This window comes from Sandaracinobacter sp. T42 (genome assembly GCF_059115405.1).
The window spans coordinates 1736032-1761065 of the sequence record NZ_CM181101.1 but is presented as its reverse complement, the minus strand read 5'-3'; the positions used below and the strand labels follow the sequence as shown (position 1 = coordinate 1761065).

22 protein-coding genes are annotated in these 25034 nt (G+C 66.7%); 3 read left to right on the top strand and 19 right to left on the bottom strand.

The features are described 5' to 3' along the window. Nucleotides 1–116 precede the first annotated feature (116 nt). Nucleotides 117–1211 (bottom strand): LPS export ABC transporter permease LptG, encoded by a 1095-nt coding sequence (lptG, locus tag ACW9TV_RS08520; protein WP_494303055.1) that lies wholly within the window; start codon nt 1209–1211, stop codon nt 117–119. Further along, nucleotides 1211–2449: an LPS export ABC transporter permease LptF gene (lptF, locus tag ACW9TV_RS08515; protein WP_494303054.1), complete on the bottom strand. Its 1239-nt coding sequence runs from the start codon at nt 2447–2449 to the stop codon at nt 1211–1213. The genes lptG and lptF overlap by 1 nt, the downstream gene beginning before the upstream one ends. Nucleotides 2450–2529: 80 nt before the next feature. Between lptF and ACW9TV_RS08510 the strand changes: the two genes are divergently transcribed. Next, nucleotides 2530–3000 (top strand): DUF2141 domain-containing protein, encoded by a 471-nt coding sequence (locus ACW9TV_RS08510; protein WP_494303053.1) that lies wholly within the window; start codon nt 2530–2532, stop codon nt 2998–3000. Here the strand turns inward: ACW9TV_RS08510 and rsmA are convergent. From rsmA to ACW9TV_RS08455, 11 genes are all read right to left on the bottom strand, one after another. Further along, a complete protein-coding gene (gene rsmA / locus ACW9TV_RS08505) occupies nt 2945–3820 on the bottom strand; it encodes a 16S rRNA (adenine(1518)-N(6)/adenine(1519)-N(6))-dimethyltransferase RsmA (RefSeq protein ID WP_494303052.1) in 876 nt (291 codons plus the stop codon). The genes ACW9TV_RS08510 and rsmA overlap by 56 nt on opposite strands. Continuing rightward, the gene (gene pdxA / locus ACW9TV_RS08500; protein WP_494303051.1) at nt 3817–4848 is read right to left on the bottom strand and encodes a 4-hydroxythreonine-4-phosphate dehydrogenase PdxA; all 1032 of its coding nucleotides are present in this window, start codon (nt 4846–4848) and stop codon (nt 3817–3819) included. Before pdxA ends, rsmA begins: the two co-directional genes overlap by 4 nt. Nucleotide 4849: 1 nt before the next feature. Beyond that, the gene (locus ACW9TV_RS08495; RefSeq protein WP_494303050.1) at nt 4850–6229 is read right to left on the bottom strand and encodes a peptidylprolyl isomerase; all 1380 of its coding nucleotides are present in this window, start codon (nt 6227–6229) and stop codon (nt 4850–4852) included. Between the two features lie 108 nt (nt 6230–6337). Further along, nucleotides 6338–8518: an LPS-assembly protein LptD gene (locus tag ACW9TV_RS08490; RefSeq protein WP_494303049.1), complete on the bottom strand. Its 2181-nt coding sequence runs from the start codon at nt 8516–8518 to the stop codon at nt 6338–6340. A 110-nt stretch (nt 8519–8628) separates the two neighbouring features. Beyond that, the gene (locus tag ACW9TV_RS08485; protein WP_494303048.1) at nt 8629–9222 is read right to left on the bottom strand and encodes a DUF1134 domain-containing protein; all 594 of its coding nucleotides are present in this window, start codon (nt 9220–9222) and stop codon (nt 8629–8631) included. 42 nt (nt 9223–9264) lie between these two features. After that, a complete protein-coding gene (locus ACW9TV_RS08480; protein WP_494303047.1) occupies nt 9265–9924 on the bottom strand; it encodes a fumarylacetoacetate hydrolase family protein in 660 nt (219 codons plus the stop codon). Next, entirely contained in the window at nt 9921–10622 is a 702-nt protein-coding gene (gene pdeM, locus ACW9TV_RS08475; protein WP_494303046.1) for a ligase-associated DNA damage response endonuclease PdeM, read from the bottom strand. Before pdeM ends, ACW9TV_RS08480 begins: the two co-directional genes overlap by 4 nt. Nucleotides 10623–10662: 40 nt before the next feature. Next, complete coding sequence (locus ACW9TV_RS08470; protein ID WP_494303045.1) at nt 10663–12162, bottom strand: capsule assembly Wzi family protein; 1500 nt, start codon at nt 12160–12162, stop codon at nt 10663–10665. Continuing rightward, nucleotides 12162–12869 carry an NTP transferase domain-containing protein gene (locus tag ACW9TV_RS08465; protein ID WP_494303044.1) on the bottom strand — a complete coding sequence of 236 codons (708 nt, stop codon included), beginning with the start codon at nt 12867–12869 and terminating at the stop codon, nt 12162–12164. Before ACW9TV_RS08465 ends, ACW9TV_RS08470 begins: the two co-directional genes overlap by 1 nt. Before the next feature lie 30 nt (nt 12870–12899). Next, entirely contained in the window at nt 12900–14015 is a 1116-nt protein-coding gene (locus tag ACW9TV_RS08460) for an inositol-3-phosphate synthase (RefSeq protein ID WP_494303043.1), read from the bottom strand. Nucleotides 14016–14097: 82 nt separating this feature from the next. Then, nucleotides 14098–15435: a CDP-alcohol phosphatidyltransferase family protein gene (locus ACW9TV_RS08455; RefSeq protein WP_494303042.1), complete on the bottom strand. Its 1338-nt coding sequence runs from the start codon at nt 15433–15435 to the stop codon at nt 14098–14100. A gap of 68 nt (nt 15436–15503) precedes the next feature. Here ACW9TV_RS08455 and ACW9TV_RS08450 point away from each other — a divergent pair, with 68 nt between their 5' ends. Both ACW9TV_RS08450 and ACW9TV_RS08445 read left to right on the top strand, forming a co-directional pair. Further along, entirely contained in the window at nt 15504–16325 is an 822-nt protein-coding gene (locus tag ACW9TV_RS08450) for a CDP-alcohol phosphatidyltransferase family protein (protein WP_494303041.1), read from the top strand. A 44-nt stretch (nt 16326–16369) separates the two neighbouring features. Continuing rightward, a complete protein-coding gene (locus tag ACW9TV_RS08445; RefSeq protein WP_494303040.1) occupies nt 16370–18448 on the top strand; it encodes a coiled-coil domain-containing protein in 2079 nt (692 codons plus the stop codon). 10 nt (nt 18449–18458) lie between these two features. Here ACW9TV_RS08445 and ACW9TV_RS08440 read toward each other — a convergent pair whose 3' ends face one another. The 6 genes from ACW9TV_RS08440 to ACW9TV_RS08415 are packed head-to-tail and all read right to left on the bottom strand — an operon-like array spanning nt 18459 to nt 24967. After that, complete coding sequence (locus ACW9TV_RS08440; protein WP_494303039.1) at nt 18459–18749, bottom strand: DUF1467 family protein; 291 nt, start codon at nt 18747–18749, stop codon at nt 18459–18461. 7 nt (nt 18750–18756) lie between these two features. Next, on the bottom strand, nt 18757–20412 hold the full coding sequence (locus ACW9TV_RS08435; protein ID WP_494305068.1) for a ribonuclease J: 1656 nt from the start codon (nt 20410–20412) through the stop codon (nt 18757–18759). A gap of 5 nt (nt 20413–20417) precedes the next feature. Next, nucleotides 20418–21236 carry a type III pantothenate kinase gene (locus ACW9TV_RS08430; protein ID WP_494303038.1) on the bottom strand — a complete coding sequence of 273 codons (819 nt, stop codon included), beginning with the start codon at nt 21234–21236 and terminating at the stop codon, nt 20418–20420. After that, the gene (locus ACW9TV_RS08425; protein WP_494303037.1) at nt 21236–22000 is read right to left on the bottom strand and encodes a biotin--[acetyl-CoA-carboxylase] ligase; all 765 of its coding nucleotides are present in this window, start codon (nt 21998–22000) and stop codon (nt 21236–21238) included. The genes ACW9TV_RS08430 and ACW9TV_RS08425 overlap by 1 nt, the downstream gene beginning before the upstream one ends. Further along, nucleotides 21978–23429 carry an NADH-quinone oxidoreductase subunit NuoN gene (gene nuoN, locus ACW9TV_RS08420; protein WP_494303036.1) on the bottom strand — a complete coding sequence of 484 codons (1452 nt, stop codon included), beginning with the start codon at nt 23427–23429 and terminating at the stop codon, nt 21978–21980. Before nuoN ends, ACW9TV_RS08425 begins: the two co-directional genes overlap by 23 nt. Beyond that, entirely contained in the window at nt 23426–24967 is a 1542-nt protein-coding gene (locus ACW9TV_RS08415; RefSeq protein WP_494303035.1) for an NADH-quinone oxidoreductase subunit M, read from the bottom strand. Before ACW9TV_RS08415 ends, nuoN begins: the two co-directional genes overlap by 4 nt. Nucleotides 24968–25034: the final 67 nt, after the last annotated feature.

Sequence of the window (25034 nt, the reverse complement as noted above, 5' to 3'; positions counted from 1 at the left end):
GGGACTGCTCCGATATCAATCTATGTGTGCCGGATAGGCCGGCAATGCGGCAAATGTGGGACGCGCGGTGGCCGAAGCAAGGCGGTTCCCGGCTGCGACAGCCTGCCGCGCCGGCGCTATTCCTCTGTTCGGAAAAGTACGCTTTCGCCCACCAGAAGGAACAGCAGGAAGGGCGCCCAGGCCGCCGCCCACGGCGGATAAGTGCCGAAATCCGCCATCGCCATGGCGAAATTGTCGGCCACGAAAAAGGCGAAGCCCAGGGCCAGCCCGGCGACGGCGCGGATGAAGAGCTTGCCCGATCGCGCCAGCCCGAAGGCCGCAACAGATCCCAGAAGCGGCATCAGCACGGCCGAAAGCGGGCCGGAAATCTTGTGATTCAGCTTGGCGACAAGCTGGTCCGTGGGCTTTCCGGCATCTTTCAGCGCGCGAATCGCGGGCACCAGTTCCCAGATCGGCAGATGGTCGGCATTCACCCCCTGCGTGGTGAACTGTTGCGGCGTCGCAGACGAGATCAGATCCTGGCGGGGAACCGTTTCCAGCCGTCCGGTCGCAACCTCGAAGCGGCGCACCATGCTTAGGGTCCAGCCCCGTCCGTTGGGCGTCGCCTCTTCCGCGCGAACGATCTCCACCAGCCGGTCCGCTTCGCGGTTGTAGATCGTCACGTCCTTCAGCAGCGTCCTCGCGCCAGTGCCTTCTGCTGCCGATGCATGCCACAGATCGTCACCGGCCCGCACCCACACTTCCCGACCGGTCCTGTTCTCGGGCGCGAGCGGCTTGTATTCATTGGCTTTCCAACGATCATATTCGGCATTCGCCCGCACCAGAACCCGTTCGTTGAAAGCGAAATTCAGGCCTGCGATCAGAAGGCCCGCCAGCATCAGCGGGGCCAGGATCTGGTGCGCGCTGATCCCCGCCGCCTTGAAGATCGTGATCTCGCTGTTCTGGTTCAGCGTCATGAAGGTCAACAGGGTCGCCAGCAGCACCGAAAAGGGCAGGAACAGGGCAACGATCTGCGGCATGCGGATCGAGACATATTTCCACAACTCCGCCTCTCCGTTGCCGGGAACGGCCAGAATGCGGGCGGATTCGCCCAGCAGGTCGAGCGTCATCAGGATCAGCGCCAGCCCCGCCAGGAAGGCGAAGGTGCGCATCACGAACATCTTCGCGGTGTAAAGGGCCAGCGTGCGCGACGGGAAAATCCGGTTCAGCATCAGTTCGCCGCCTGCGGATCGGCTTCGCCCAGATCATCCGGCACCAGCCCGATCTTCGCCGCAGGCTTCTTCAGCCCCTTGAACAGGCCGCCCAGCTTCTTGAACAGACGCTCCAGCGCGCCGATCGGCTGGCCGCCCGGCTTGTGGGCCAGCACATGATAGAACCACAGACACATGACGGTGAAAAGGATGAATGGCACCCATTGCGCCAGCATCGGATCCACACGCCCGATCGCCCCCATGCGTTCCCCATATTCCGACACCTTGTGGTAGGTGACGAGAATAACGACAGACATGAAAACCCCGATCGCCGAGGTCGACCGCTTGGGCGGCACCGCCAGCGCAACCGCCAGCAGCGGCAGCACGAACATCACCAGCCACTGCACCATCCGGCGATGGAAGGCGGCAGCGGAGGTCTGCCTGTCCTCGGGCGAAGCGCCGGGATCGCGCATCTGCGACCAGAGTTCGGGAATGGTGCGCTCCAGATTTTCCGACCCGCGGGTCCGGAAGCTTTCCATCGCGGGCAGGTTCACCGGCAGGTCGTGCTGAACAAAGGTCAGCACCCGCGGTGTCGAGGTGTTGGGCGCATCATGCACAAGCGTGCCATTCTTCAACCGCAGGATGATGATGTCGGGATCGTCGGTGATCAGGAACTGGCCCCGCGCGGCCGAAACCGCCAGTGATCGGCCATCGGACTGCGCTGCGCGCACGAACACGCCCCTCAGATCCGCGCCCTGGTCAAAGCTCTGCTCGACCCGCAGCGTGGTGCGTTCCGCGATGCGGGTGAACTCGCCAACCTTGATGGATGCACCCAGCGCGCCCGAGCGAAGCTCGAACCGAAGGCCTTCATAGGCATAGCGGGAATAGGGCTGGAGGAACCCGACGATGCCGAAATTGATGAGGGCGAAGATCGCTGCGAGGACATAGGGCACCCGCAACATGCGCCCATAGCCGACGCCCACCGAATTCAGCGCGTCCAGTTCCGACGAAAGGGCGAGGCGACGGAAGCCCAGCAGGATCCCCAGCGTGACGCCGATAGGGATGCCGAGCGACAGATATTCCGGGATCAGGTTCCCCAGCATCCGCCACACGACCGAAACCGGCCCGCCCTCGTTCACCACGAAGTCGAACAGGTTGAGCATCTTCTCAAGCAGCAGCAGCATGGCCGCGATCACCAGCGTGCCGACAAGCGGCACGATGATCAGCCGAAACAGATAGCGGTCGACGGCGGTCAGCATCGTGGAGCGCCCTTAGCAGCACCCCGGCGCACAAGCCAATGCGGGTTCCGACAAGGCATGATTCCCGCTAGTCCATCGCCATGCTGCTGCTGACAACCCTTGCCGCCGCCGCCATCCTGGGCAAGCCGGACGCCTGTTCGGTCGAAGCCGGCGGCCCCGCCGCGCTGGTCACGGTTCACGGATTCAAGGACCGGGCCGGCAATCTCCGCATCGCCATCTATCCGGCGAACGACGAGGATTTCCTGGCCCCTGCCCGCTATGTGCAGCGGATCGACGTGCCGGTTTCGCCTGGCGGAGAAATGACGGTCTGCGCCCCCGTTCCGTCGGCGGGGCGCCATGTGGTGGTCGCCCTTCATGACAGAGACAGATCCGGGAAGCTGAACCCCCTGTCCGACGGGGTCGGCTTTTCCCGGAACCCGAAGCTGGGTCTTTCGAGGCCCCGCCTGGGAAGCGTGGAAGTGCCGATCCGGGGTGTCACGCCGCTGCGCATCGAGCTCAACTATCTCCGGGGGCTTCGCGTAGCGCCCGTGCCAGCGCGACAAAATCGCTGACGTCGAGCGTTTCGGCCCTGCGGGTCGAATCAATGCCCAGCGCTTCAAGCGCTTCAAGCCCGCCAGCCAGGCCCTTCAGGCTCTGCCGCAGCATCTTACGACGCTGACCGAAGGCGGCCGCCGTCACCCGCTCCAGCAGTTTCACCGGCACGTCCGGCTCGGCCGTTCTTGGCACCAGGCGGACAACGGCGCTGTCCACCTTGGGCGGCGGGGTGAAGGCTCGCGCAGGCAGCACCGTCTCGATCGAGACATGCGCCCTGTGCTGCGCGAGGACAGAGAGGCGGCCATAGGCGCCACTGCCCGGCCGGGCGACGATCCGATCCGCGACTTCCTTCTGGAACATCAGGGTCGCCGACCGCCACCAGCCTGGCCAGGGCTCGGCGGCAAGCCAGCCCGTCAGCAGCGGGGTACCGATATTGTAGGGCAGATTCGCCGCGATATGCGCGCCCTCTCCGGCCAGCGCCCTCGCGTCCACCGTCAGGGCATCGCCGTGCACCACCGTCAGCGCGCCGTCGCTCGCCCCGGCAAGCCGCGCCAGAATCGGCAGTGCCCGGGCATCGCGTTCCACCGCGAACACCCGTGCGCCGGTCTTCAGCAACGCACGCGTCAGGCCGCCCGGCCCGGGGCCGACTTCAAACACATGATCGCCGGGCTTCAGCCCGATCGAGCGCACGATCCTGTCCAGCAGGTTCAGATCCAGCAGGAAATTCTGCCCCAGCGCCTTGTCCGCCCGCAGCCCGGCGGCCGCGATCTCGTCACGCAAGGGGGGCAGCGCCGCGATCCGCGCCGCAACCGCGGCGCGCGCGCCATCGTCGCTCAAGCCGCGGCTTCCAGCGTCCGCGCCTGCGCGCACTGGCCCGCCAGCGCGATGGCCGCGATCATCGCACGCGGGTTGGCCTCTCCGCGCCCGGCGATGCCGAATGCGGTGCCATGATCCGGCGATGTCCGCAGCACCGGCAGCCCCAGGGTCATGTTGACGCCCGTATCGAAATGCAGCGTCTTCAAGGGGATCAGCGCCTGATCGTGATACATGCAGATGGCGGCATCATAGGCGGTTCGGGCTGCGGCATGGAACATCGTGTCCGGCGAATGCGGGCCTGAAACGTCCATCCCCTCGTCCCGCAACTGCGCGATCGCGGGCTGGATGATGTCGATCTCCTCGCGGCCCATCGTACCGCCCTCCCCCGCATGGGGGTTCAGCCCGGCCACCGCCAGTCGGGGGCGGGCGATGCCGAAATCGCGGATCAGGCCACGCGCTACCGTGCGCGCGCGGGAAAGGATCAGATCCACCGAGAGTGAACCCGGCACCGACGCCAACGGACGGTGGATGGTGACCGGAACGGTGCGAAGATCCGGGCCGACCATCATCATCGCGACATTCTCCGCCGCGACCCCGCAGCGTTCGGCGACGAACTCCGTCTGCCCCGGATAGGTGAAGCCGATCGCGTAGAGTTGCGCCTTGGCGACCGGGCCCGTCACAAGGCCGGAAGCCGCGCCCGACCGGGCCAGCCCGACGGCCATTTCCAGCGAATCCAGCGCGCAGCGGGCGCCGGCCAGATTCGGCTTGCCCGGATCGATCTCGCCCGGATCATCCACCTGCAGCAGGGGAAGGCCGCGTTCGAATTCGGCCACCGCATCCGATGGATGGGAAATCTGGATGATCGGCCCGTCCCACACGGCTTCCAGGCTGCGCCTGTCCCCGATGGCGAAGAAGGGCAGCAGCCGGTGGGCCGAACGAACCGCCCAGGCCTTGGCGATCACCTCCGGGCCGACACCGGCCGGATCCCCCAGCGAAACGGCAAGGGGCGCGGTGGCGCCGGCGGCCAGGCTGTCAGGCAGGGGCGACATCTCAGCGGTAATCGATGACGGCGTCGCGCCTGAGGTCCCTCAGGTAGCGGCGAGCCGCGCTGTTCACCCGGGCGTCGTTCAGCTGGCCATAGACCTGATCGAAGCTGGGAACCCCGGCGCTCGCCGGCGGATCGTCGCGGCCACACAGAACCAGCACGCGAAGCCCGTCCTGCGCCGATCCGAAGGGCGGGGTCGCCGCGCCGATCGGCATCTGGCCCAGGATCTGCTGCAACTGGGGCGGCAGATCACCCATGCGAAGCTGGTCATTGGCGACAATCTCGGCGCCGATCGCACGCGCGACTTCGTCGGCCTTGCCGCAGCCCCCCATGTTGCGGGTCTTTTCCTGCATGCTCGCGGCAAGCTTCCGCGCCTCGGCCTCGGAAATGGAAGGCGGCAACGCCAGCGTCAGCTGCTTCAGGCTGAGGATCGCCGCCGACGGATCGGCCGCCAGCACCTGCCGCTTGTCGACCAGGGCGATGATCGCCACCCCGCCCGAAACCGGGACCGGATCGGAAACCGAGCCACGCGGCAACGCCGACACGATGCCCTGCAGGGCTGGCGAAAGCTGTTCGGCCCGAATCCAGCCGAGATCACCGCCAAGCGCCGCGCTGGAAGCCTCTGAAAACTGCCGCGCATAGGCGACGAAACTGGCGCCGGCACGCACCTGATCCACGATGCGGCGCGCATCCGACAGCACCTGCGCCTGCGTTTCCGGCGTGGCGGACAGGAAGATCTCCCCGACGCGAAACTCGTCCTTGCCCTTGGCCTGCTCCAGGTTGCGGATCACGGCCTGCACCTCGTCGTCGCCGACGTTGATGAACGGCTCGACCTTCCGCCTCAGAAGGCGGCTCCAGGTCATCTCGGCACGGATCTGCTGCTTGATCGAAGCCGGAGAGGAGCCATTCTCGCGCAGGAACGCCTCGAACGCCTCCTTCGACTGGCGGAAATTGGCCGCAACGCGGGCATAGGCCTGCTCCACCTCGCCCTCGGGCACGGTGACTTCGTTTTCGGACGCGGCCTGAATCTGCAGCTTTTCGTCGATCAGGTTCCGCAGCACCTGAAGGCGCAGCACGTCGCGCTCCTCGTCGGAAACCCGGCCGCTGTTCGCGATCATCACCAGCGCCAGCCGGTGATCGACATCGGTGTCGGTGATGATGTCACCGTTCACGATCGCCGTCGCCTTGCGGACATTCGGATCAAAGGTGCCGAACACGGTGACATCGGGCAACTGAAGTGCCGCTGCCTGCCGTTGCGAAGCGGATTGCCCGCCACCGCCCGCCTGGAGCGATGCCTGCTGGGCCTGGGCAGGCCCTTGGGCCGCCAAAGCGATCACTGCCGCCACGGCAATATGCCGACGGCTGAAATTCGGAAAAATCGTCATCCGGGCCGAACGATCCTGTTCAAAAAGTCCCTCGTACAGACCGCATAGACGAGCCGCCCGTACCGCGCCAGCCCATATGCTGCACCGGCTGAACCGGCGGTGAAACGGCTATCCAAGGTTCCTGAGCGCCAGTGTGAACAGGATGGTGTTGCCACGGCGGGCATTGGGATTGTCGATGTAGTTGCGTTTCCAGGTGACGCCGAAATTGAAGCATTCATCTGTATAGCTCACGCCCAGCCGCGCACGGATCGGCTGCCAGCCGTCGTTCGATGTCAGCGGATCCTCGGCGGTTGACGTCAGGTCAACCACGGTGGAGCCGAAGATCGCCCAATAGCGGCCGAAGGCGACACGGGCGCCCGCCCGCACTTCCTCGTGATCGGGCAGATCCTCCAGCGCGATGTTGCGGTTGTACTTCAGATAACCGACGGACAGGAAGGTGCGCCGGCTGCCGATCGCCACGTCGGTCTCGTTGCGGCGGATGGCGAGGCTGTCCTTGTCCAGCCTGAGCCGTTGCGTGACTTCGACATAGCGCCCCACCCGCACCGAGGCGCGGCCGACGATGTCGGACACGCGACCAGCAAGGCCGGTGCCTTCGGGGAACAAGTCGACATTGTCATCCAGCCGATAGCTCTGCCCCAGTTGCGCCTGCACCGCGATTCCGGGCTTCGTCCAGCGCCAGTCAACGCCATAGGTGATGCGCGTGCCGCCTTCCCATCTGTCATAGCCGGGAAAGCGGTTCAGCGCGAACAGGTTGGATTCCTCCAGATCGACGGCGCGGCTGTCCTCGTTGGGGATGTCCTCGTTGGCGGTGCTGGTGGAGCCCACGAACTGGACGCGGGGCGACAGGGTCTGTGTGCCGCCCAGGAACGGCCCGGCGAACGGCCATTCCACATCGACGGCCGCCAGCGGAATGAAGCGCGCGCTCCAGCCGTCACGACCGGCATAGAAGGAAACGTCCGCCATGGACGTGTCGCTCGCATTGTAGACGTCACCGCGCAGAAGGCCGGTGAAGGTGACGCGCTGACCCGCGGGCGTCAGGATATTGCGCGTCCACTGTGCCGAGGCGAGCGCCCGCGCCATGGACTGGCCATCGCGGCGATAAAGGCCCAGGCTGTTCGCCTCCACCAGAACCGATCCGCCGAGCGGGGCTTCCGGCAGACGCCACAGGAAATCGACGAGCGGCAGGGCGAAGGGCACGCGCGAATCGTCCGAGCCGCTGGTGAGGTCCTGGAAGGCCCAGCCCCGCACCGCGAAATAGCGGTTCGGCTCGAAACGCTCGAGCGCGTAGGTCGAGCGCAGGCGCGAATCCAGGCTGATCTGGTAGCGCCCAAGGAAATTGTCGTCGTTGGTAAGGCGGCTGGAGAAGCTGGAACGCCAGCCGCCGCCATGTTCGATCTGGCCGCGCGCGTCGATCGCGCCACGCAGGCGGGCGCCGGTTTCGACGATGTTGCCTGTCAGCGGATCCTGGGCCTGCCCCTTCGCATGGGTGCCCAGCACGGACAGGGAAATGGGGCCGCCTTCGAACAGCTGGCGATATTCCGCCTCAACCATCGGAACGACGTTGGTATAGACATGCCCCGTGACGGTCAGGTCCCGATCGGGCGCGATGGACCAGAAATAGGGGATCCGCAGTTCGCCGCCCAGTTCGCGGGATATCCGCACGTCGGGCGAAAGCAGGCCGGACTGGTTCTTTTCAAATCCGTCCGGGTGCGACAGCCGTGGCAAGGCCACCACCGGCACGCCGAACATCTCAAGCCGGGCGCCCGTGTAGAAGATCCGGCCGCGCGCCGGATCATGCACCACCTTAACCGCCTTCAATTGCCACACGGGCTCGCGCGGGCAACCCGCGTCATCAGTCACGGCGCAGGGCGAATAGACCGCGCGGTTCAGGGTGGACAGGCCGCTTTCCCGGTTTCCGTCCCGCGCGGCAAGGCGGCTGCCGTCGGACAGAATGACCAGGACATTCTCGACCACGCCGTCGCGCAACGTTTCGTTGAGCTGGAAATTGTCGGCGACCGCGCGGGACCCGTCTCCGCCATCCGCCAGAACATTGCCACTGGCCGTAACCGTTCCCGCCCGGCGATCATAGACGACGGTGTCCGCCGTCAGCACCTGACCATCCCGGCGGACGCGGACATTGCCCGTCGCGGTGATCACGTCGATCGTCTCGTCGTAGGACAGCGTATCCGCCTCGAACTCGACCATCGGTTGCGGTTCGGCGGGCGCGGCCACCGGCGGGCCCGGTTCCGATACCTGCGCATGGGCCGCAGAGGCCAGAAGCAGCGCCATCAGGGGCAATGGGATGGATGTTCGGCGAAGCATGGCCACCGGCGGCTTTAGGGGGGGCAGCGCCCGCGTTCAAGCAGCCGCTTGGAAGACGTGTCGATCAGGGGCCCACATCAGAAGGGGATGAGGCTGCCATTCTTCGTATATTTCAGATAGCCGACATTGGCGCCGAGCCGCCAGCCAGCACCCAGACGGATCGGCACCAGGATGATGTCGCCACGCTGATGATAATTGGCCGAAACCCCGCCGATCAGATAGGCCCTGCCCTCCACCGCCGGAAAGCGCTGGAACAGCTCTTCCGTGTCATGGAGGTTATAGACCAGCACGAAACTGCGCGAGGCATCTCCGCCGACATCCGGCCCGATGGATGGCCCCGTCCAGTGGACTTCGCGCTCCCCCTCTACCTTGGAGAACAGCTTGCCCCTGCCATAGCGCAGGCCGACCACGAGGGCCCCGCCCCCTTCGCGGCCCACGATATAGGCGTTGGGCTTGCCAAGGTCGGCGAACACCTTCTCGATGACCATGGCGACGCCCTCGGTCGCTTCCCCGAAGGCGCCGTCGGCTGCCGCCGTGATCTCGCCGATCTCGTACACGGCGGCGGCGGCATCCCCTTTCAGGCTGCCGTCGCTCGCGGGCGGCGTTGCCGGCTGCGCCAGCGCCACTGCGGGCAGGCCTGCCAGAAGCAGGGCGGAAATCAGACGGATCATCATGGCGCCGACCCTCTCACACTTGCCTGAATCGCAGGTGAATCAGGCCTCAGCCACCACCGGATTGCGCAGGATGGGGATGCCGGAAACCTCCACCTCGACGATATCGCCGGGCTTCAGCCAGCGCTGGGGGACTCGCTTTTCGCCCACGCCGCCGCAGGTTCCCGTCGCGATGATGTCGCCCTCGCGCAGTTCGGTGAAAGCCGAGATATAGGCGATCAGCGCCTCCGTATCGAACAGCATCAGGGAAATGGGGGTGTGCTGCAGCACTTCGCCGTTCACCCGCGTGGTCAGATCATGGGCCTTGTAGTCCCCGAAGGCGTCCGCCGGCACCAGTTCCGGCCCGATCGCGCCGGACGCGTCGAAGTTCTTGCCCGGCGTGAACTGCGCATTATGCCGCTGCCAGTCGCGGATGGAACCGTCCAGGAACGGTGTCCAGCCGGCAACATGCGAAAGCGCCGCTTCGCGGGTGATCCGCCGGCCGGGCTTGTCGATCACGGCCGCCAGTTCGCCCTCGTAATCGAAACAGTCCGAAACAGCCGGCCGGATCAGCGGCTCGCCCGCGCGGACCAAGGATTGCGGCGTGCGCAGAAACAGCATCGGATGCGCACCTGATTCGCCGCGCCCCATTTCCTCACGGTGGGCCGCATAGTTCACTGCGGCGCAGAAGATCCGCGCCTCGGGCTTCGGAAACCAGCTCATCCGGCATTCTCCCATAGGGTTGCATTCAGGTGCACGAACCCGTGCGCAAGCGGCACCAGCGCATCCGGCTGCCGCCCCAGCGCCTCGGCAAATGCCGGGTCGTCCACGAACAGGCCCCCCGCATAGGCGCCATAGGCAGGAAGCACCAGACGTTCGCCGGCCCGGGCAAGGCATCTCCGCGACACCTGCCGCCCGCCACGCAAGGGCACACGGGCCTTTGGGTGGAAATGGCCGCTGATTTCCGGGCCTGCCCAGCCAGGCACGGCTTCGTGCCGCAGCCAGATTCCCCCGATCCGCACCTCCGCGACGGCCCTTCCCCCAAGGCCAGCCGCACTGTCGCCATCATGATTCCCAGTCACCCAAAGCCAGTCCGCCCCGGCCAGCAGATCCGTCAGCAAGGCTTGCGCCGGCGCCGGCAGCCGCCCGGCGCCAGTGCGATCGTGGAAACTGTCCCCCAGCGCGGCGACGCGGCGCGCGCCCGTCATGCGGATCGCCTCGCGCAGGCGCTGCAATGTCTCCTGGCTGTCGTGCGGGGGCAGAAGCCACCCCTTCGCCGCGAAGGACGACCCCTTCTCCAGATGCAGGTCGGCCACCAGCAACATGGATTCCGCTTCCCAGTACAGCGCGCCGCAGGGCAGTGCCCGGAACAGCTGGCCACCCAGGGTGAGGCTGGGGAACGAAAGGGAAACATCGCCCATGGCCGGGCTTTAGCGGCGGCAGTTGCACACGGCAATGCCTTCAGAAACGTGTCGTCCAGCTCAGCTCGCCCTGAACCCAGGTCGGTTCCCGATCCGGCGTGTCCGGGCCATTCTTCTGAACCCGGGCCGAAGCCTTCACGTCGCCGATCCGTGTCGGCCAGTTCACCCCGCCCTCCACCTGCACGATCTCTTCCCGATTCTTCGAGATCCGGTAGCTGTCGAAGTTGTTCAGATTCAGCACGATATGGCGCGCGGTCAGGTTCCAGCGGCGGTTCTGCGGATCCGTCAGCGCCCAGTGCACCGTCATCGCGCGCGCGTCGCCATCCAGCGAATGGCCCAGCGGACGGCGGCCGTAGGTCCAGCCATCATGATAGATGAAATTGTTGTAGGTAGAGCCGGGATAGGCCTTGCTGCCCATCAGGCGGCCCAGGAACTTCGCGGCCTGGCTGTCCACATATTCGAAACCGGCGTCCAGCAGCGCGCCCTTCGTGCCCACCGGCCCGGAAATCCCCGCCCCGATCTGCCGGGCGAACTGCTCGATCAGGATGTTGTCGGCATCCTCCGCCGTGGTCGAGAAATGCAGCTTCAGGATCTGCCCGGTGTAGCCGATCGGCCGCTTGTAGCTCATGTCGAAGCCGGCCAGCTGGTTGCCCGGCTCGTCCAGCGTTCCCGTGTTGTCGAAATCACCCACACCCACCAAAGACTTGGCGATGGTGCGGAAATCGCAGGGGCGGCCGCTGCCGCAGACCTGGATGCCCCGCACCAGCCCGATCTCGAACCAGGGCGTCGGCTGGAAGGCGAAGCGCATGCCGATCACCGCTGGATTGTTCCAGTCGCGCTGTTCGTTGGCGATCGCCACGAAGATGTCGAACGTCGTCGGCCCCAGCCAGCTCAGCACCGGGGCGTCGATGCTGAACGGCTCCAGCCGCCGGAAGCCCACGCGCGGCATCGGTCGCGCGCTGGTGGAAAACAGCATCGCACCGTCCTGCCCTGCACCCCACCAGTTATCCATCCAGCCGCCATAGAAGGCCCAGTTGCGCCCCACGGTCAGCACCACCTGCGTCGGATCGGGCGAAAAGCCGTTCTTGTGCCGGGTCGCCTCCTGCCGGTCGGTGCCGTCGCTCTGCCAGGTGCCACCCCATTGCACGAACAGCGCACCACGATCATGCGCGGCCGACACGCTGACTTCGCCGGGGTTGCGCGCGACCCGATCGAACGTCCGCACCAGCGCGGCGTCGTTGGTGACCGAGCCGCGCACCTGATAGGTGGTGCGGCGGCCATGATGATCCGAAAGCGCGGCAACCCGGTTCACGGCCGCCAGCAGGTGCGGGGGCAGCGCCGGGTCGTTCCGCGCCCGCTCGATTCCGCGATCGATCTGCGCCCAGGGCAGCGGCCAGGCATCCACCGGCCCAAGGATATAGCCATGGGCGCGCAACAGCTCGACATCGGTGCGAAACCGCGCGTCTCCGGGGGCGGCAAGCGGGGCCGCCATTGCGGGCGCAGCAAACAGCAGCAGCGCGAGGGCGAGAAACCGGATCATCAATGTCTCCACTTCGCGCGTGCCAGCGCCAGCGCGCGGGCGTCATCCACATCCAGCCAGCGGGCGTCGCCGATATCCACAGCTTCCGCAAGCCCGCGCACGGCAAGCGCCGCAACACCTTCCGAAAGCGATGGGGATGTCTGCGCCCACAGCGCCGCCACCAGTTCGGGCCCGATCAGGAACAGGCCGGTATCATAGCAGTCATAGATCGTCAGATGCTTGCCGATCGCGCGGATGGCGCGCCCGTCCGTCCGAACGCGGGTCACATCCGCTTCGTCGACCCAGCCATGGCCAAGCCGCCTGTCCACCGCCAGCGCCAGGGGTGCCGACGCACCGGCCACCAGCCGCTGTGCCAGGACCGGGTCGATCAGATGATCCGACATGCACAGGAAGGTTCCGGGCCGAACCGCCTCGGCCGCCGCCAGAACGGACACGCCGTTGGGTGCCTCAGCCCAGCGGGGGTTCGAAACCGCCATGGCCGGGATCGGCGCATCGGTAAGAACAGCCGCCACCTCGGCGGCGCGATGCCCGACAACAACGCTGGCGGAAGACGCACCGGCCGCGGCCAGCGTATCCAGCACATGCAGCAGCAGCGGCCGCCCGTTCACCCGCGCCAGCGGTTTCACCGGCTCCACGTTCGACAAGCGGGAACCGGCCCCGGCCGCAAGGACGATCGCATGGCGTCCGGTCTGGATCTGGCTGGACATGCCCGCCTCCTGCCGCCTCGCCGTTACGGTTTAATGGCGGATCGGCTCATCCCCGGGGCCGGCGATGAAGGCTTCCAGCGCCGCATGCGCCTCGCCATCCTCGATCTGCACGGGCGGATGCTTGCAAAAGGCCGCCGAAGGCGCTTCGATCACGCCGCCGATCCCCCGCGCACGGGCCAGGGCCGCGCAGCGCACCAGGTCAATGGCGACGCCGGCCGAATTCGGGCTGTCCTCCACCGACAGACGCAGTTCAAGGTTCATCGGCACACCGCCGAACAGCTCGCCCTCCATGCGCAGGAAACAGACCTTGTTGTCATTCTGCCAGGCGACATAGTCCGACGGGCCGACATGGATATTGTCATCCTCCAGCCGGCGATCGGTGGCGGACTGCACCGCTTCGGTCTTGGATTTCTTCTTCGATTCCAGCCGGTCCCGCGCCAGCATATTCAGGAAATCCGTGTTGCCGCCGGTGTTCAGCTGATAAGTGCGCTTCAGCCGCACGCCGCGCCTTGCGAACAGCTCGGTCAGGGTGCGGTGCACGATCGTCGCGCCCAGCTGGGCCTTGATGTCGTCCCCGATCAGGGGAACGCCCGCATCGGCAAAGCGCTTCGCCCAGTCCGGATTGCTGGCGATGAACACCGGGATGTTGTTCACGAAGGCAACACCCGCCTTCAGCGCGGCTTCGGCGTAGAATTCCGTCGCCTTCTGGCTGCCGACCGGCAGATAGTTCATCAGCACATGCGCATCGGCACGCTTCAGGATTTCGACCACTTCATCCAGGCTGGGCTGCGGCGCATCGGCCACGCGGAAGCTCCGCGCCGCCGGCGCGTCCAGCATGTGCGGGGCAACGCCGTCCAGCACCGCCCCCATCTGCACCAGCGTCCCGGAGGGCGGCACATGATCGCAGAATTTCGCCGTGCAGTTGGGTTCTGCGAAGATCGCCTGCGCCACGTCCAGCCCGACCTTGCGGTGGTCTACGTCGAATGCGGCGACAATCTTCAGATCCCGCGGCCGCCAGCCGCCCAGATCCCAGTGGCTCAGACCGATCGCTTCGTTCGCGCCGCCGTTGGAATAGTGGGCGATCCCCTGAACCAGCGAGCTGGCGCAGTTTCCCACGCCTGCTATCGCAACATTGATCGGCGTCATCCGGCCTGTCAGTCCTTCTGCGTTTGCGCCAGGCCCCATGCTTCCGGGGGCCGAACGTAAACTATTTGCAACATCAGGCGGCTCACCTAGCCGCCCCCCCCTGCTTCGGCAAGAAATCATAGGCCGTCCCGGCGAAATTGCCGCGCACTTCATCGCTGACCTGTCGCCCATATTCGCCGATCGCGTTCAGCAGCCGCCATTGGGAAATCGCGAACGTGATGGCCGCATAGGCCAGGATCATCAGATACCCCTGCCACCACAGGCCGAAGGCGGCGAAAGGCAGCAGGCTCCAGAAGAAGGTGTTGCGCCGCCCGCCGATCAGGCGGAAGCGCCGTTCGAACACCCCCCAGTCATCCAGCTGGCGGCCTGTGAAACGGCGGAAGAATTCGCCCGAAGCGGCTTCGGAAAGGGCAAAGATGATGATCCCGGCCGCCGCCAGCCAGGCGGCAACCCCGTGCGTTCCGGAAAACCACCAGGCCAGCGCCAGGATCCAGCCATATTCCAGCACCTTGTCCAGCACATGTTCCAGATCGCCCCAGCGGGAATATTCGTGCCGCGTGCGGGCCAGCTTGCCGTCCACGCCATCCAGCGGCCCCACCAGCAGCACGATCGCAAGCGCCCACCACGGCTGTCCGGTTGCAAACAGCCAGATGGCGGCCACCCCCAGCAGCCCCGTCGCCACGGTGATCATGTTGGGCGTGACGGGGGTGGGCAGCAGCAACCGCACCAGCGCGTTCTCGACGGGGGGGTGGATGAAGCGGGCCGGCCAGTCCAGGCAGCCTTTCTGCGCGGCCGCCAGCAACATGTCCGTCGCGGCTGAACGCCCGGCCTCCGTGGCCGGCATGGCCCAGATCATCGGCACTTCGCGGCGTCGATTCGAAACATAAAGGGGCAGCGCATCGACCGGCAGGCGCGGCACTGCCGATTCGCAGGCGGCGCGTACCAGCGTGCCCGAAAGCTCCCACTCGCCAAGCCCCGCAGCGACATCGCGCACCAGCGCGGGCGGCAGCAGCGCCAGCCCGGCCCAGTGGCTGGCCGCATCCAGCCGTTGCGCTTCGGCGGGCGCGTCGCCCGTGAATACCGCCAGCAGCGGCGTCCCCCCGCCGGACAGGGTGGCGGAAATCAGCCGGTCATCCGCCAGAAGGCCGGGCGCCAGCATCAGCACCGGGCGCGTTTCACCGACAAGTTCGCCGGCCAGCGCGTCGGCCGTCTGCACGCGCACCATGCGTGCATCCTCCGCAAGGCGTGCGCCAAGATCAGCCGGCAGCGCGGGCGCCACCACCAGCACCCGCTCGGCACCGGCCTTCAGCACCATGCGGGCCTGCCGTTCCAGCAGGCTGATCCCGCCCACCTGTCCAAGCCCGGCCGGTTCGGAACCGTTCAGGCTTTCGCCCACCATCAGAAGCGCTACGAAATCCATGCGCGCGTCCTTAACGGCGCTGTCGCGGGCTTGCCAGCCTGCCCCCGCTTTTGCGAGGGATTGCCGCGATGACCGGCGGCCGCCCCCAAGAAATCGAAACGCTTCCCAACCGGCTGCTGATCCACCGGCTGTCCAATGCGCTGCTGCCCGGCGCCATCCGGATGGGCCTGCACCCCAACCTTGTCACGGCTGCCGGGCTGGGCCTCGGGCTCGCCGCGGCTGCGGCCTATCTGCGCTGGCCGGATCCCCGCTTCGCCACGCTGGGGCTGCTGCTGATGCTGGGCTGGGCCGTGATGGACGGGCTGGATGGCCAGCTCGCCCGCGCCACGGGCCAGACCAGCGATGCCGGCCGCCTGCTGGACGGCGTGGCCGACTATTCCACGTTCGTGGCCACCTACATGGCGCTGGCCTTCACCCACCCGCACCCGGCTGCCGCCGCACTGATCGCGGCTGCGGCAGGTCTGGCCCACGCTTTGCAGGCCCAGTTCTACGAAGGCGAACGCGCCACCTACATCCGCCGCCTGTCCGGGCGGTTCCAGGCGGTGAAGCGGCCCGAAACCGGCGGGCTGATCGAACGGCTGTACAACAGGGGGGAAGCGATGCTGGGCAATCGCACCCGCCCGTTCGACGACAGGCTGGCCGCCGCGCCGCCCGCCGAAAGACAGGCGCTGCTGGACGCCTGGCGGCCGAGCGCCGCGCGCACATTGCGCCGGATGTCGCCGCTCAGCAGCGACGGCCGGCTCATCGCGCTCTGGATTGCGGCGCTGGCCAGAGAGCCGATCTTCTTCTGGCTGTGGGAGATTCTTGCGCTCAGCCTGTTGGCGCTTGCCGCCAACGCGCGGCTGAGGCAGGCGGAAGCGGGGGCCGGTCGTGTCGATCCGTCCCGCTAAAACAAAGCCGGAATCCGGAAAATCCGAAGGGCGCAGGAGAGGCCATGTCTGAGATCACCACCGTCCGCCTGTCGTTCGTGATCGCGACCTTGCTGGGCCTTGCCTGGCTGGGATTCGGTTTCTGGGCGATGATGATGGATGGCACGCGACCCGACAGCATCTCGGGCGTCATCCAGCAGATCGGCATCCTGCTGATGCCGGTCGCCGCCATGTATGCGCTGGCCGCCGCCCTGCAGAACCGGGAACGCATTCCGGTGCTGGAAAAGTCCGACTCGCTGGAGGAAACCGAAGCCCGGGTGGCCGGCGCCGCCGCCCGCATCAATGCGCTGAAGGATTCGCTCAGCCAGGATCTCGGCACCCTGTCCGCAACCGCAGACCTCCTCGAAACCCGCTCGAGAGAGGCGCAGCGGCTGGTTTCCGACCTGACGACCGCGACCAGCGGGGCGCTGGAAGCCAGCCGCGTGCTGGAATCGGTTCTGCCGCAGGCCGCATCAGCCGCCGAGCGGCTGCGCCAGGCGCTGGGGGAAACAGGCGCGGTCGCCGAAGCGCAGGCGGATCGGGCGCAGGAAGCCGCGCGGTCCGTCGCCAGCGGCCTCGAGGCGCTCAGCGCGCACGGCACCAGATCCGCGGAGACGCTGGCGCAGGCGCTGGCGACGCTGGAGGCGCAAGCCGAACGCGGCCGAAGCCAGAGCGAGGCCGGGATGCGCGCGATCCGCAGCGAAGCCGACAGCCTTTTCGAACTGCTCGAGAATACGCAGACCGCCAAACGCGAAGCCACGCAGAAGCAGGGCGAAGTGATGCTCGCCCAGATGCAGGAGGCCTGGCAGCGGCTGGAAGCCATGGCGGCCGCTGCATCCACGCACCTTGGCGAGCGGCTGGGCGAACTTGCCCGGCAGGCCGAAGCGATCGAGGGGCGGCTGACGGCGCAGGGCGCGTTGACGGAAAGCCTCGCCGCCTCTGGCGAGCGGGCCTTCAAGCTGCTCGATGCCCGGTTGCAGCACAGCCAGGAAACATCGGGCCAGTCGCTCGACCGGCTGCTGGCCCGGGTGCAGGGCGTCAGCACGGAGCTTGGCCGCATCGCGGACCCGCTGAAGGAAAGCCAGGCCGCGACCCAGGCGCTGGAATCCGCAGTGCGGAAGCTGCGCGAAACCGCGCTGCAGACGGTGGACGTGCTGGGCGAGACGCTGCCCGCGCGCACCGTGGATGCCGGCCGCGCCGCCGAAACGCTCACGGCCGAACTGATGGACCTGGTGCGCGCGATCGATGGCGCGCATGACAAGGCCATGGCCCTGTCTGCGCCGATTGCGGAAAGCCGCGCCGCGCTGGACGCGGCAAGCCGGGGCTACGCCGCCCAGCGCGAAGCGATCGAGGCAGCCGGACAGGCGCTGGTGGTGGAGCTGCAGCAGGCCCGCACCCTGATCGGCGAAGTGGAGGAACAAACCCGCGACACGTCGCTGGCCGCCGCGACCCGGCTGGTGGATGCGATGGCGCGCGTGCGCGAAGTGGCCGCGCAGACTACCGGCACCATGCGCGAAATGCTGGACGGGGTGATGGCGGAAGCGCGCGCAGCCCTGACGGAAGCGGCGGACGACGCGATGCGGCGCAGCTTCGCGGAGCCGATCGCCGCAAAGGCGAAGGAAGCCGAGGCCGCGGCAGCGGCCGCCGCCGAACGCACCGCGAGCAGCATGGCTGCCCTCGCGAACACATTGAAACTCCTCGAAGACCGTTCGGCGGACAGGGTCGTCCAGTTCGAAGAGGCGCGCCAGGCCGAACTGCTGGCAGCGGCCAGCCTGCTGACGGAACGGCTGGCGGATTCATCCGTCTCCATCGCCTCTGCGCTGGGCCGGCCGATGGACGACACGGACTGGGCGCAATGGCGCAAGGGCGAGCGCGGCCTGTTCAACCGTCGGGCGGTCGCCCTGCTGGAACGGCGCGAGGCGAAGGAGCTGAAGGACCTGCTGGCGCGCGACGCCGAGTTCGCCCGGGCCGCGCGAGACTATACCAACAGCTTCGATGCGCTGGTGCGCCGCTTCGAAGGGCAGGCCCCTGCCCTTTCGGCCGCCCTGCTGGGATCGGATCAGGGCCGGCTGGCCGCCGCCCTATCGGAAGCGCTGGAGGCCTGATCCGAAGGCCTCAGGCCCCGGGCAGCGAACGGCCCGGCTTCGGCAGCAGCGCTTCCAGATCCGCGCGGGTGATCCAGCCCATTTCCCAGTTCAGCCAGAACAGGCCGAAGAAGAGCGCGGACACCAGGGTCGTCCAGAGCAGCTTGCGCGGCAACGAGAAATGATGCGGCGCGCTGGGTGCCTGCCCCGGCACTTCCGGCTCGCCCAGTTCGCGCGATGTCCGCACACCATGGGGCAGCACCAGAAACAGGGTGAACACCCAGAACAGCAGATAGATGGCAAGGGCCGAATACCAGGGCATCGCAGGCTCAGACGCTGATGATCTGCACGTCGGTGGGCGGCTTCTTGCCGGTCCATTGCCGCGCAACACGGCGAACGGCCACCTTCACTTCATCTTCCAGCCGGCGCCGGTCGGAAAGGCCGAACTTGCGGAAGGCCGCGCGGGCCGCATCGGCCGCTTCGGCCAGGAACGCCTCCTCGTCTTCCTCGACAGGAACGCCCTTCGCGATCACGCGCGGATCCGCCGCCAGACGCCCCTTCGCGCCGACAACCAGCGTCACCAGCATCAGCCCTGACCAGGCCATCTTGCGGCGCGCGGCCATTGTGGCCCCGTCGGCGGGAAGGATCACGTCGCCGTCCAGCACCAGACGGCCATGATGTTCGTGGCCGATCACCTCTGGCCGGCCCGGCGCCAGCCGGATCACGCTGCCATTCATCGGCACGATGGCATCGGGCACGCCCCAGCCACGCGCCAGGCGGGCATGTTCCTCCATGTGGCGCCGCTCGCCGTGCACAGGCACGGAAATGCGCGGCCGGATCCAGCCGTACATCGCCTCAAGCTCTGGCCGGCCGGGATGGCCAGAGACATGGACATGCGCCTGCCGGTCGCCCACGATCTCGATCCCGCGCGCGGCAAGCGCGTTCTGCACCCGGCCGATCGCCAGTTCGTTGCCCGGAATCTGCTTGGAGGAATAGACGACGAGGTCGCCCTTCTGCAGCTTGATATAGGGGTGCGTGCCGTCCGCGATCCGCGCAAGCGCGGCCTGCGGCTCGCCCTGCGTGCCCGTCACCACGATCAGCAGCGTTTCAGGCCGCGCATCGGATGCCGCCTCCAGGCTCAGCGGCTCGGGGAAATCCTTCAGATAGCCGGTCGAACGCGCGACGGCGATGATCCGGTCGAGCGAGCGGCCAGCCACCACCAGCCGCCGCCCTGTCGCCTTCGCCACTTCGCCAAGCGTGTGCAGGCGGGCTGCGTTGGACGCGAAGGTGGTGACAACGACACGGCCCGTCCGCCGGCTCTTCACCAGCTTCATCAGCCCGTCGAACACCTGGCTTTCGCTGCCCGACGGCTCCGGGTTGAAGACGTTCGTGCTGTCGCCCACCAGCGCCAGCGTGCCCTTGCCGCCGTTGGCGCCGATGGCTTCCAGTTCCCCGGCAGAGGCCGGATTGCCCAGGATCGGCCCGGCATCCAGCTTCCAGTCCCCGGTGTGGAACAGGCGGCCGTGCGGCGTGTCGATCACCAGCGCATTGCCCTCGGGAATGGAATGAGCGAGCGCCACATACTGCGCCCGGAACGGCCCCAGCTCCACCGTGCCGCCCATCGGCACCACATGCAGTTTCACCTCGTTCTGAAGGCCTTCCTCCTCCAGCTTGCGCCGGATCAGGCCCGCCGTGAACGGCGTGGCAAAAAGCGGCACGCCCAGATCCGCCGCCAGATAGGGGATGGCGCCGATATGGTCCTCATGTCCGTGCGTCAGGATCACGCCCAGCAGGTCGTCGCGCCGATCCTCGATGAATTGCAGGTCCGGCAGCACCAGTTCCACGCCGGGCAGCGTCGGGTCGGCGAAGGTCATGCCCAGATCGCACATGATCCACTTGCCGCGGCAGCCATAGAGATTGACGTTCATGCCAATCTCGCCGGACCCGCCCAGCGGCAGGAAAATCAGTTCGTCACCCGGAGTCAAAATCATCAAGCCTTTCTGCTGTCGTCCCGGTTGGCCGCATGAATGCGCATGAGGCCCTTGATCATCAGGTCGGGATCGACATGGGAGATAGCGTCGGTATGCCGGCTGAACAATGGCGCAAGGCCGCCGGTCGCGACCACGGTGACGGCCTCGACCGAAATCAGCCCGGGACGCTCCGAGATTTCCGCCTTCATGCGGGCAACCAGCCCTTCAATCAGCCCCACATAGCCCCAGAACACGCCGGATTGCATGGCATGCACGGTGCCCTTGCCGATCACGCCCAGGCCATCGGCGGGCGGTTCCACCGCAATGCGCGGAAGCCTCGCTGCCGCATTATAGAGCGCGTCCATCGACAGGTTGATGCCTGGCGCGATCACCCCGCCTTCATAGGTGCCGGCGGCGGAGACGACATCGAACGTGGTCGCCGTGCCGAAATCGATGATGATGAGGTCACCCGGCCAGATGCCGTGCGCGGCAACCGCGTTCACCACCCGGTCCGCGCCGACTTCAGCCGGATTGGGCAGGTTGATCGGCATGCCGTAATCGATGCCCGGCGCGCCCACCACCATGGGTTCCACATTGGCGATGCGCCGCGCCAGCCCGCGCAGATTGAACAGCGTCTGCGGCACGACGCTGGCGATGATCACATCGTCGATGATGCTGCGATCCAGCCCCTCCATCGCCATCAGCTGGTTCAGCCAGACGGCATATTCATCCGCCGTCCGCCGCCCGTCGGTGGCGATGCGCCAGCGCCAGCGGATCTCGCCCCCGTCCACCAGGGCAAACAGGATGTTCGTGTTGCCGACATCGATCGCAAGCAGCATCAGCCCTCTCCTCTCCCGGCTGGCGGCGCGCCCCATACATCGCCGGCATGGATCACATGAACCTGTCCGTCCTCACCATCCAACCGCAGCGCGCCATCGGCGTCGATCCCGGCGAAACGACCGGCCACCCGGCCGCCCGGCGCCGACACCCACAGCGGTGTGCCCGGCGGGTGCGCGTGGGCGAGCCAGTCGTTCCTGATCGCGGAAAATCCCGCTTCCCGCCATTGCGCCCGGCGGGCCGCGAAGGCCTCCGCCAGCCGGCCGGCGAAATCCGCAGCGGCGATCACGATGCCCAGATCCGCCAGCGCGATGGTGGCGCGATCCGGCAGCTTCGGCGCCGCCACGATGTTCACGCCGATGCCCAGCACCAGTACCTCACCCTCGCGCTCCAGCAGGATGCCGGACAGCTTCGCCCCGTCCAGCAGCAGGTCGTTCGGCCATTTCAGCTGTAGCCGGGCCACATCGACAAGCCCGGCCATCACATCATGCAGGGCCAGCGCCGCGACAAAGCCCAGTTCGGCCGGGTTGCCTTCGCCCGGCTGCGGACGGATCAGGCCCGACATGGCGAGATTGCCTTCCGGCATCTGCCACTGCCGCCCCAGCCGGCCACGGCCGCTGGTCTGGCGCTCTGCGCGCACCCACTGCCCGTCCGCGAACTGGCTGGCGTTCTCGCGCAGCCAGTCGTTGGTCGAGCCGACTTCGGACAGAGTGAGGATCAGAACGGGTCCGGCCGGCTGGCGGTCAGAACAGGCTGCTTGCCGCAAGGCGGGTGGCTTCCGCGAGCGGCCCCAGCAGCAGATAGCCGATGGGCGAGCAGAACACGGCAGCCGCAATCATCATGCCGTTGTTGACGACCGCCCCGCCCTGCCCGTTCACGACCACATCGGCCGGCGGATCGAAGAACAGGATCTTCACCACGCGCAGATAGTAATAGGCCGCGATCACGCTGGAGAGCACGCCCAGCACCGCCAGCAGCCACAGCCCGGCATCCACCGCCGAATTGAACACCGCAAGCTTCGCCATGAAGCCGAACAGCGGCGGCAGGCCGGCGAGGGAAAGCATGAAGATCGACAAGGCCGTCGCCAGCCAGGGCCGTGTCCGCGCAAGGCCCGCCAGATCGTCCAGCGTTTCCACCGCGTTGCCGTCCGCGTCGGTCAGCGCCAGCACAACCAGGAAGGAACCGATCGTCATCACCACATAGATGACAAGATAGAGCAGCACGGCAGACGCGCCGGCGGCAGTCGCCGCGGCGAGACCGATCAGCATGAAGCCGACATTGTTGATCGACGAATAGGCAAGCAGACGCTTGATGTTGGATTGCCCGATCGCGCCAACGGCCCCCACCAGCATGGAAGCGATGGCCATGAAGATCACCAGCTGCCGCCAGTCCGCGATCATGCCCGAAAAGGCGTCGAGCGCAACGCGCAGGAACAGGCCCATCGCGGCCACCTTGGGCGCAGAGGCGAAGAAGGCGGCGACCGGGGTCGGGGCGCCTTCATAGACATCCGGCGTCCACATGTGGAACGGCACGGCGGAAACCTTGAAGGCCAGCCCCGCGAACACGAACACCAGCCCGAACAGCGCGCCCATGTTGCGGCCCTCGCCGGCGGAGAGGCCCGCCGCGATCCGGGTGAACTCGGTGGAGCCGACGAAGCCATAGACAAGGCTGACACCATAGAGGAGCAGGCCCGACGACAGCGCGCCCAGCACGAAATATTTGAGGCCGGCTTCCGTCGAGCGCTGCTCGTTGCGGTTGAAGGCCGCAAGCACATAGGCCGACAGGCTCATCAGTTCGAGCCCGACATACAGCGTCAGCAGGTTATTGGCGCTGACCATGACGCACATGCCCAGCGTCGCCAGAACGATCAGCACCGGATATTCGAAGCGGTGAAGCTTCACCCGCTCCATGTAGGGCAGCGCCATCAGCACCGCCGCGGCCGCGCCGCCCAGGATCAGGATCTTCAGGAAGGACGACAGGGCATCCGCCACATAGAGCTGGTTCCAGGCCAGTTCGCGCGTGGGGGAATCGTCGATCACCGTCAGCGCCGCGAGTGCGAACAGGATCACCGCGCCCCACGAAAGGCCCTTCAGGCTGTCGTTTCCGCGAAACACGCCGATCATCAGCAGCACAAGCGCGCCGGCCGCCAGCACCACTTCGGGTGCGCCGATGGAAAGCGATTGGGCGAGCGTCACTTGGCGTCTCCGACAGTTGCCGACGCCATCTGCACAGGCGCCGTTGCAACGATTGGGGTATGGGGGGTCTGCGGCGGCGCAGCCCGTTCAAGGCGCGCCATCAGGCTGCCGACAGGCGCTTTCAGCGGTTCCAGGAAGGGTTTGGGATAGATGCCCATCCACAGCGCGACCAGCGCCAGCGGCAGCATCACCGCCCATTCCCGACGGTTCAGATCGGGCATGGCGGCGGCATCCGCATTCTTCTGCGCGCCGAACATCACCCGGGCGAACAGCCACAGCATGTAGGCCGCGCCCAGGATCACGCCCGTCGCCATCACGAACACCACCCAGGTGTTGGCCTTCCAGATGCCGGTCAGCGCCATGAATTCGCCCACGAAGCCCGAAGTGCCGGGCAAGGCGATGGAGGCCATGGTGAACAGCAGGAAGAAAACGGCATAGCGCGGCATGTTCGTGGTGACGCCGCCGTAGCGGTCAATCTCCCGCGTGTGGAGGCGATCATAGATGACGCCAACACAGAAGAAGAGCGCGGCCGAAACGACCCCGTGGCTCAGCATGACCACCATCGCGCCTTCCAGCCCCTGCGTGTTGAAGGCGAACAGGCCGCCCGTCACGAAGGCCATGTGCGCGACAGAGGAATAGGCGATCAGCTTCTTCATGTCGGACTGAATCAGCGCCACCAGCGACGTGTAGACCACGGCGACCATCGAAAGCCCCAGCACCAGCCACATCAGCTCCACCGACGCTTCCGGGAACATCGGCAGGCTGAAGCGGATGAAGCCGTAACCGCCCATCTTCAGCAGCACGCCGGCCAGAATCATCGAACCCGCCGTCGGCGCCTCCACGTGCGCATCCGGCAGCCAGGTATGAACCGGCCACATCGGCATCTTCACCGCGAAGCTGGCGAAGAAGGCGAGCCACAGCCAGGTCTGCGCCCGAACCGGGAAATCATGCGCCATCAGCGCCGGGATGTCGGTGGTGCCGGCTTCCCGCACCATCCACAGCATCGCCAGCAGCATCAGAACCGAGCCGAGCAGCGTGTAGAGGAAGAATTTGTAGCTGGCATAGATACGCCGCTTGCCGCCCCAGATGCCGATGATCAGGTACATCGGAATCAGGCCGGCTTCGAAGAAGATGTAGAAAAGGAAGATGTCGAGGGCGGAAAACACCCCGATCATCAGGCTCTCCATCACCAGGAAGGCGGCGATATATTCCGGCACGCGGGTCTTCACGCTGTCCCAGCCGGCAAGGATGCAAAGCGGCATCAGGAACACCGACAGCAGGATCAGCACCAGGCTGATGCCATCCACGCCCAGGTGCCAGCTGAACAGGCCGCCGAACAGCTCGGCACGCTCGGTGAACTGGAACGCCGCCGTCGAACTGTCGAACCCGGCCCAGAGGACAAGGCCCATGGCGAACAGCAGCAGCGTCGTGCCCAGCCCGACAAGGCGCGCCATGCGGGCCTTCGCAGCCTCGTCGCCGGGCAGGAACAGCACCAGCAGCGCAAGCGCGAGCGGCAGGAGGATCATCGCGGAAAGCATCGGTCAGCGCACCATGAACATCGCGCGCGGACGCGCGCTGATGAAGGAAATATGGGTCATGTGGCCG

Excerpts from the sequence above, each read along its gene's own strand:
- ACW9TV_RS08480 (WP_494303047.1), bottom strand. The coding sequence starts at position 9,924 with ATGAGCTGGTTTCCGAAGCCCGAGGCGCGGATCTTCTGCGCCGCAGTG.
- ACW9TV_RS08455 (WP_494303042.1), bottom strand. The coding sequence starts at position 15,435 with ATGGATTTCGTAGCGCTTCTGATGGTGGGCGAAAGCCTGAACGGTTCC.
- lptG (WP_494303055.1), bottom strand. The coding sequence starts at position 1,211 with ATGCTGAACCGGATTTTCCCGTCGCGCACGCTGGCCCTTTACACCGCG.
- ACW9TV_RS08485 (WP_494303048.1), bottom strand. The coding sequence starts at position 9,222 with ATGATCCGTCTGATTTCCGCCCTGCTTCTGGCAGGCCTGCCCGCAGTG.
- ACW9TV_RS08450 (WP_494303041.1), top strand. The coding sequence starts at position 15,504 with ATGACCGGCGGCCGCCCCCAAGAAATCGAAACGCTTCCCAACCGGCTG.
- ACW9TV_RS08445 (WP_494303040.1), top strand. The coding sequence starts at position 16,370 with ATGTCTGAGATCACCACCGTCCGCCTGTCGTTCGTGATCGCGACCTTG.
- lptF (WP_494303054.1), bottom strand. The coding sequence starts at position 2,449 with ATGCTGACCGCCGTCGACCGCTATCTGTTTCGGCTGATCATCGTGCCG.
- pdeM (WP_494303046.1), bottom strand. The coding sequence starts at position 10,622 with ATGGGCGATGTTTCCCTTTCGTTCCCCAGCCTCACCCTGGGTGGCCAG.
- ACW9TV_RS08510 (WP_494303053.1), top strand. The coding sequence starts at position 2,530 with ATGCTGCTGCTGACAACCCTTGCCGCCGCCGCCATCCTGGGCAAGCCG.
- ACW9TV_RS08440 (WP_494303039.1), bottom strand. The coding sequence starts at position 18,749 with ATGCCCTGGTATTCGGCCCTTGCCATCTATCTGCTGTTCTGGGTGTTC.
- ACW9TV_RS08490 (WP_494303049.1), bottom strand. The coding sequence starts at position 8,518 with ATGGCGCTGCTTCTGGCCTCTGCGGCCCATGCGCAGGTATCGGAACCG.
- ACW9TV_RS08460 (WP_494303043.1), bottom strand. The coding sequence starts at position 14,015 with ATGACGCCGATCAATGTTGCGATAGCAGGCGTGGGAAACTGCGCCAGC.
- ACW9TV_RS08430 (WP_494303038.1), bottom strand. The coding sequence starts at position 21,236 with ATGCTGCTTGCGATCGATGTCGGCAACACGAACATCCTGTTTGCCCTG.
- ACW9TV_RS08415 (WP_494303035.1), bottom strand. The coding sequence starts at position 24,967 with ATGCTTTCCGCGATGATCCTCCTGCCGCTCGCGCTTGCGCTGCTGGTG.
- ACW9TV_RS08470 (WP_494303045.1), bottom strand. The coding sequence starts at position 12,162 with ATGATCCGGTTTCTCGCCCTCGCGCTGCTGCTGTTTGCTGCGCCCGCA.
- ACW9TV_RS08465 (WP_494303044.1), bottom strand. The coding sequence starts at position 12,869 with ATGTCCAGCCAGATCCAGACCGGACGCCATGCGATCGTCCTTGCGGCC.
- ACW9TV_RS08495 (WP_494303050.1), bottom strand. The coding sequence starts at position 6,229 with ATGACGATTTTTCCGAATTTCAGCCGTCGGCATATTGCCGTGGCGGCA.
- pdxA (WP_494303051.1), bottom strand. The coding sequence starts at position 4,848 with ATGTCGCCCCTGCCTGACAGCCTGGCCGCCGGCGCCACCGCGCCCCTT.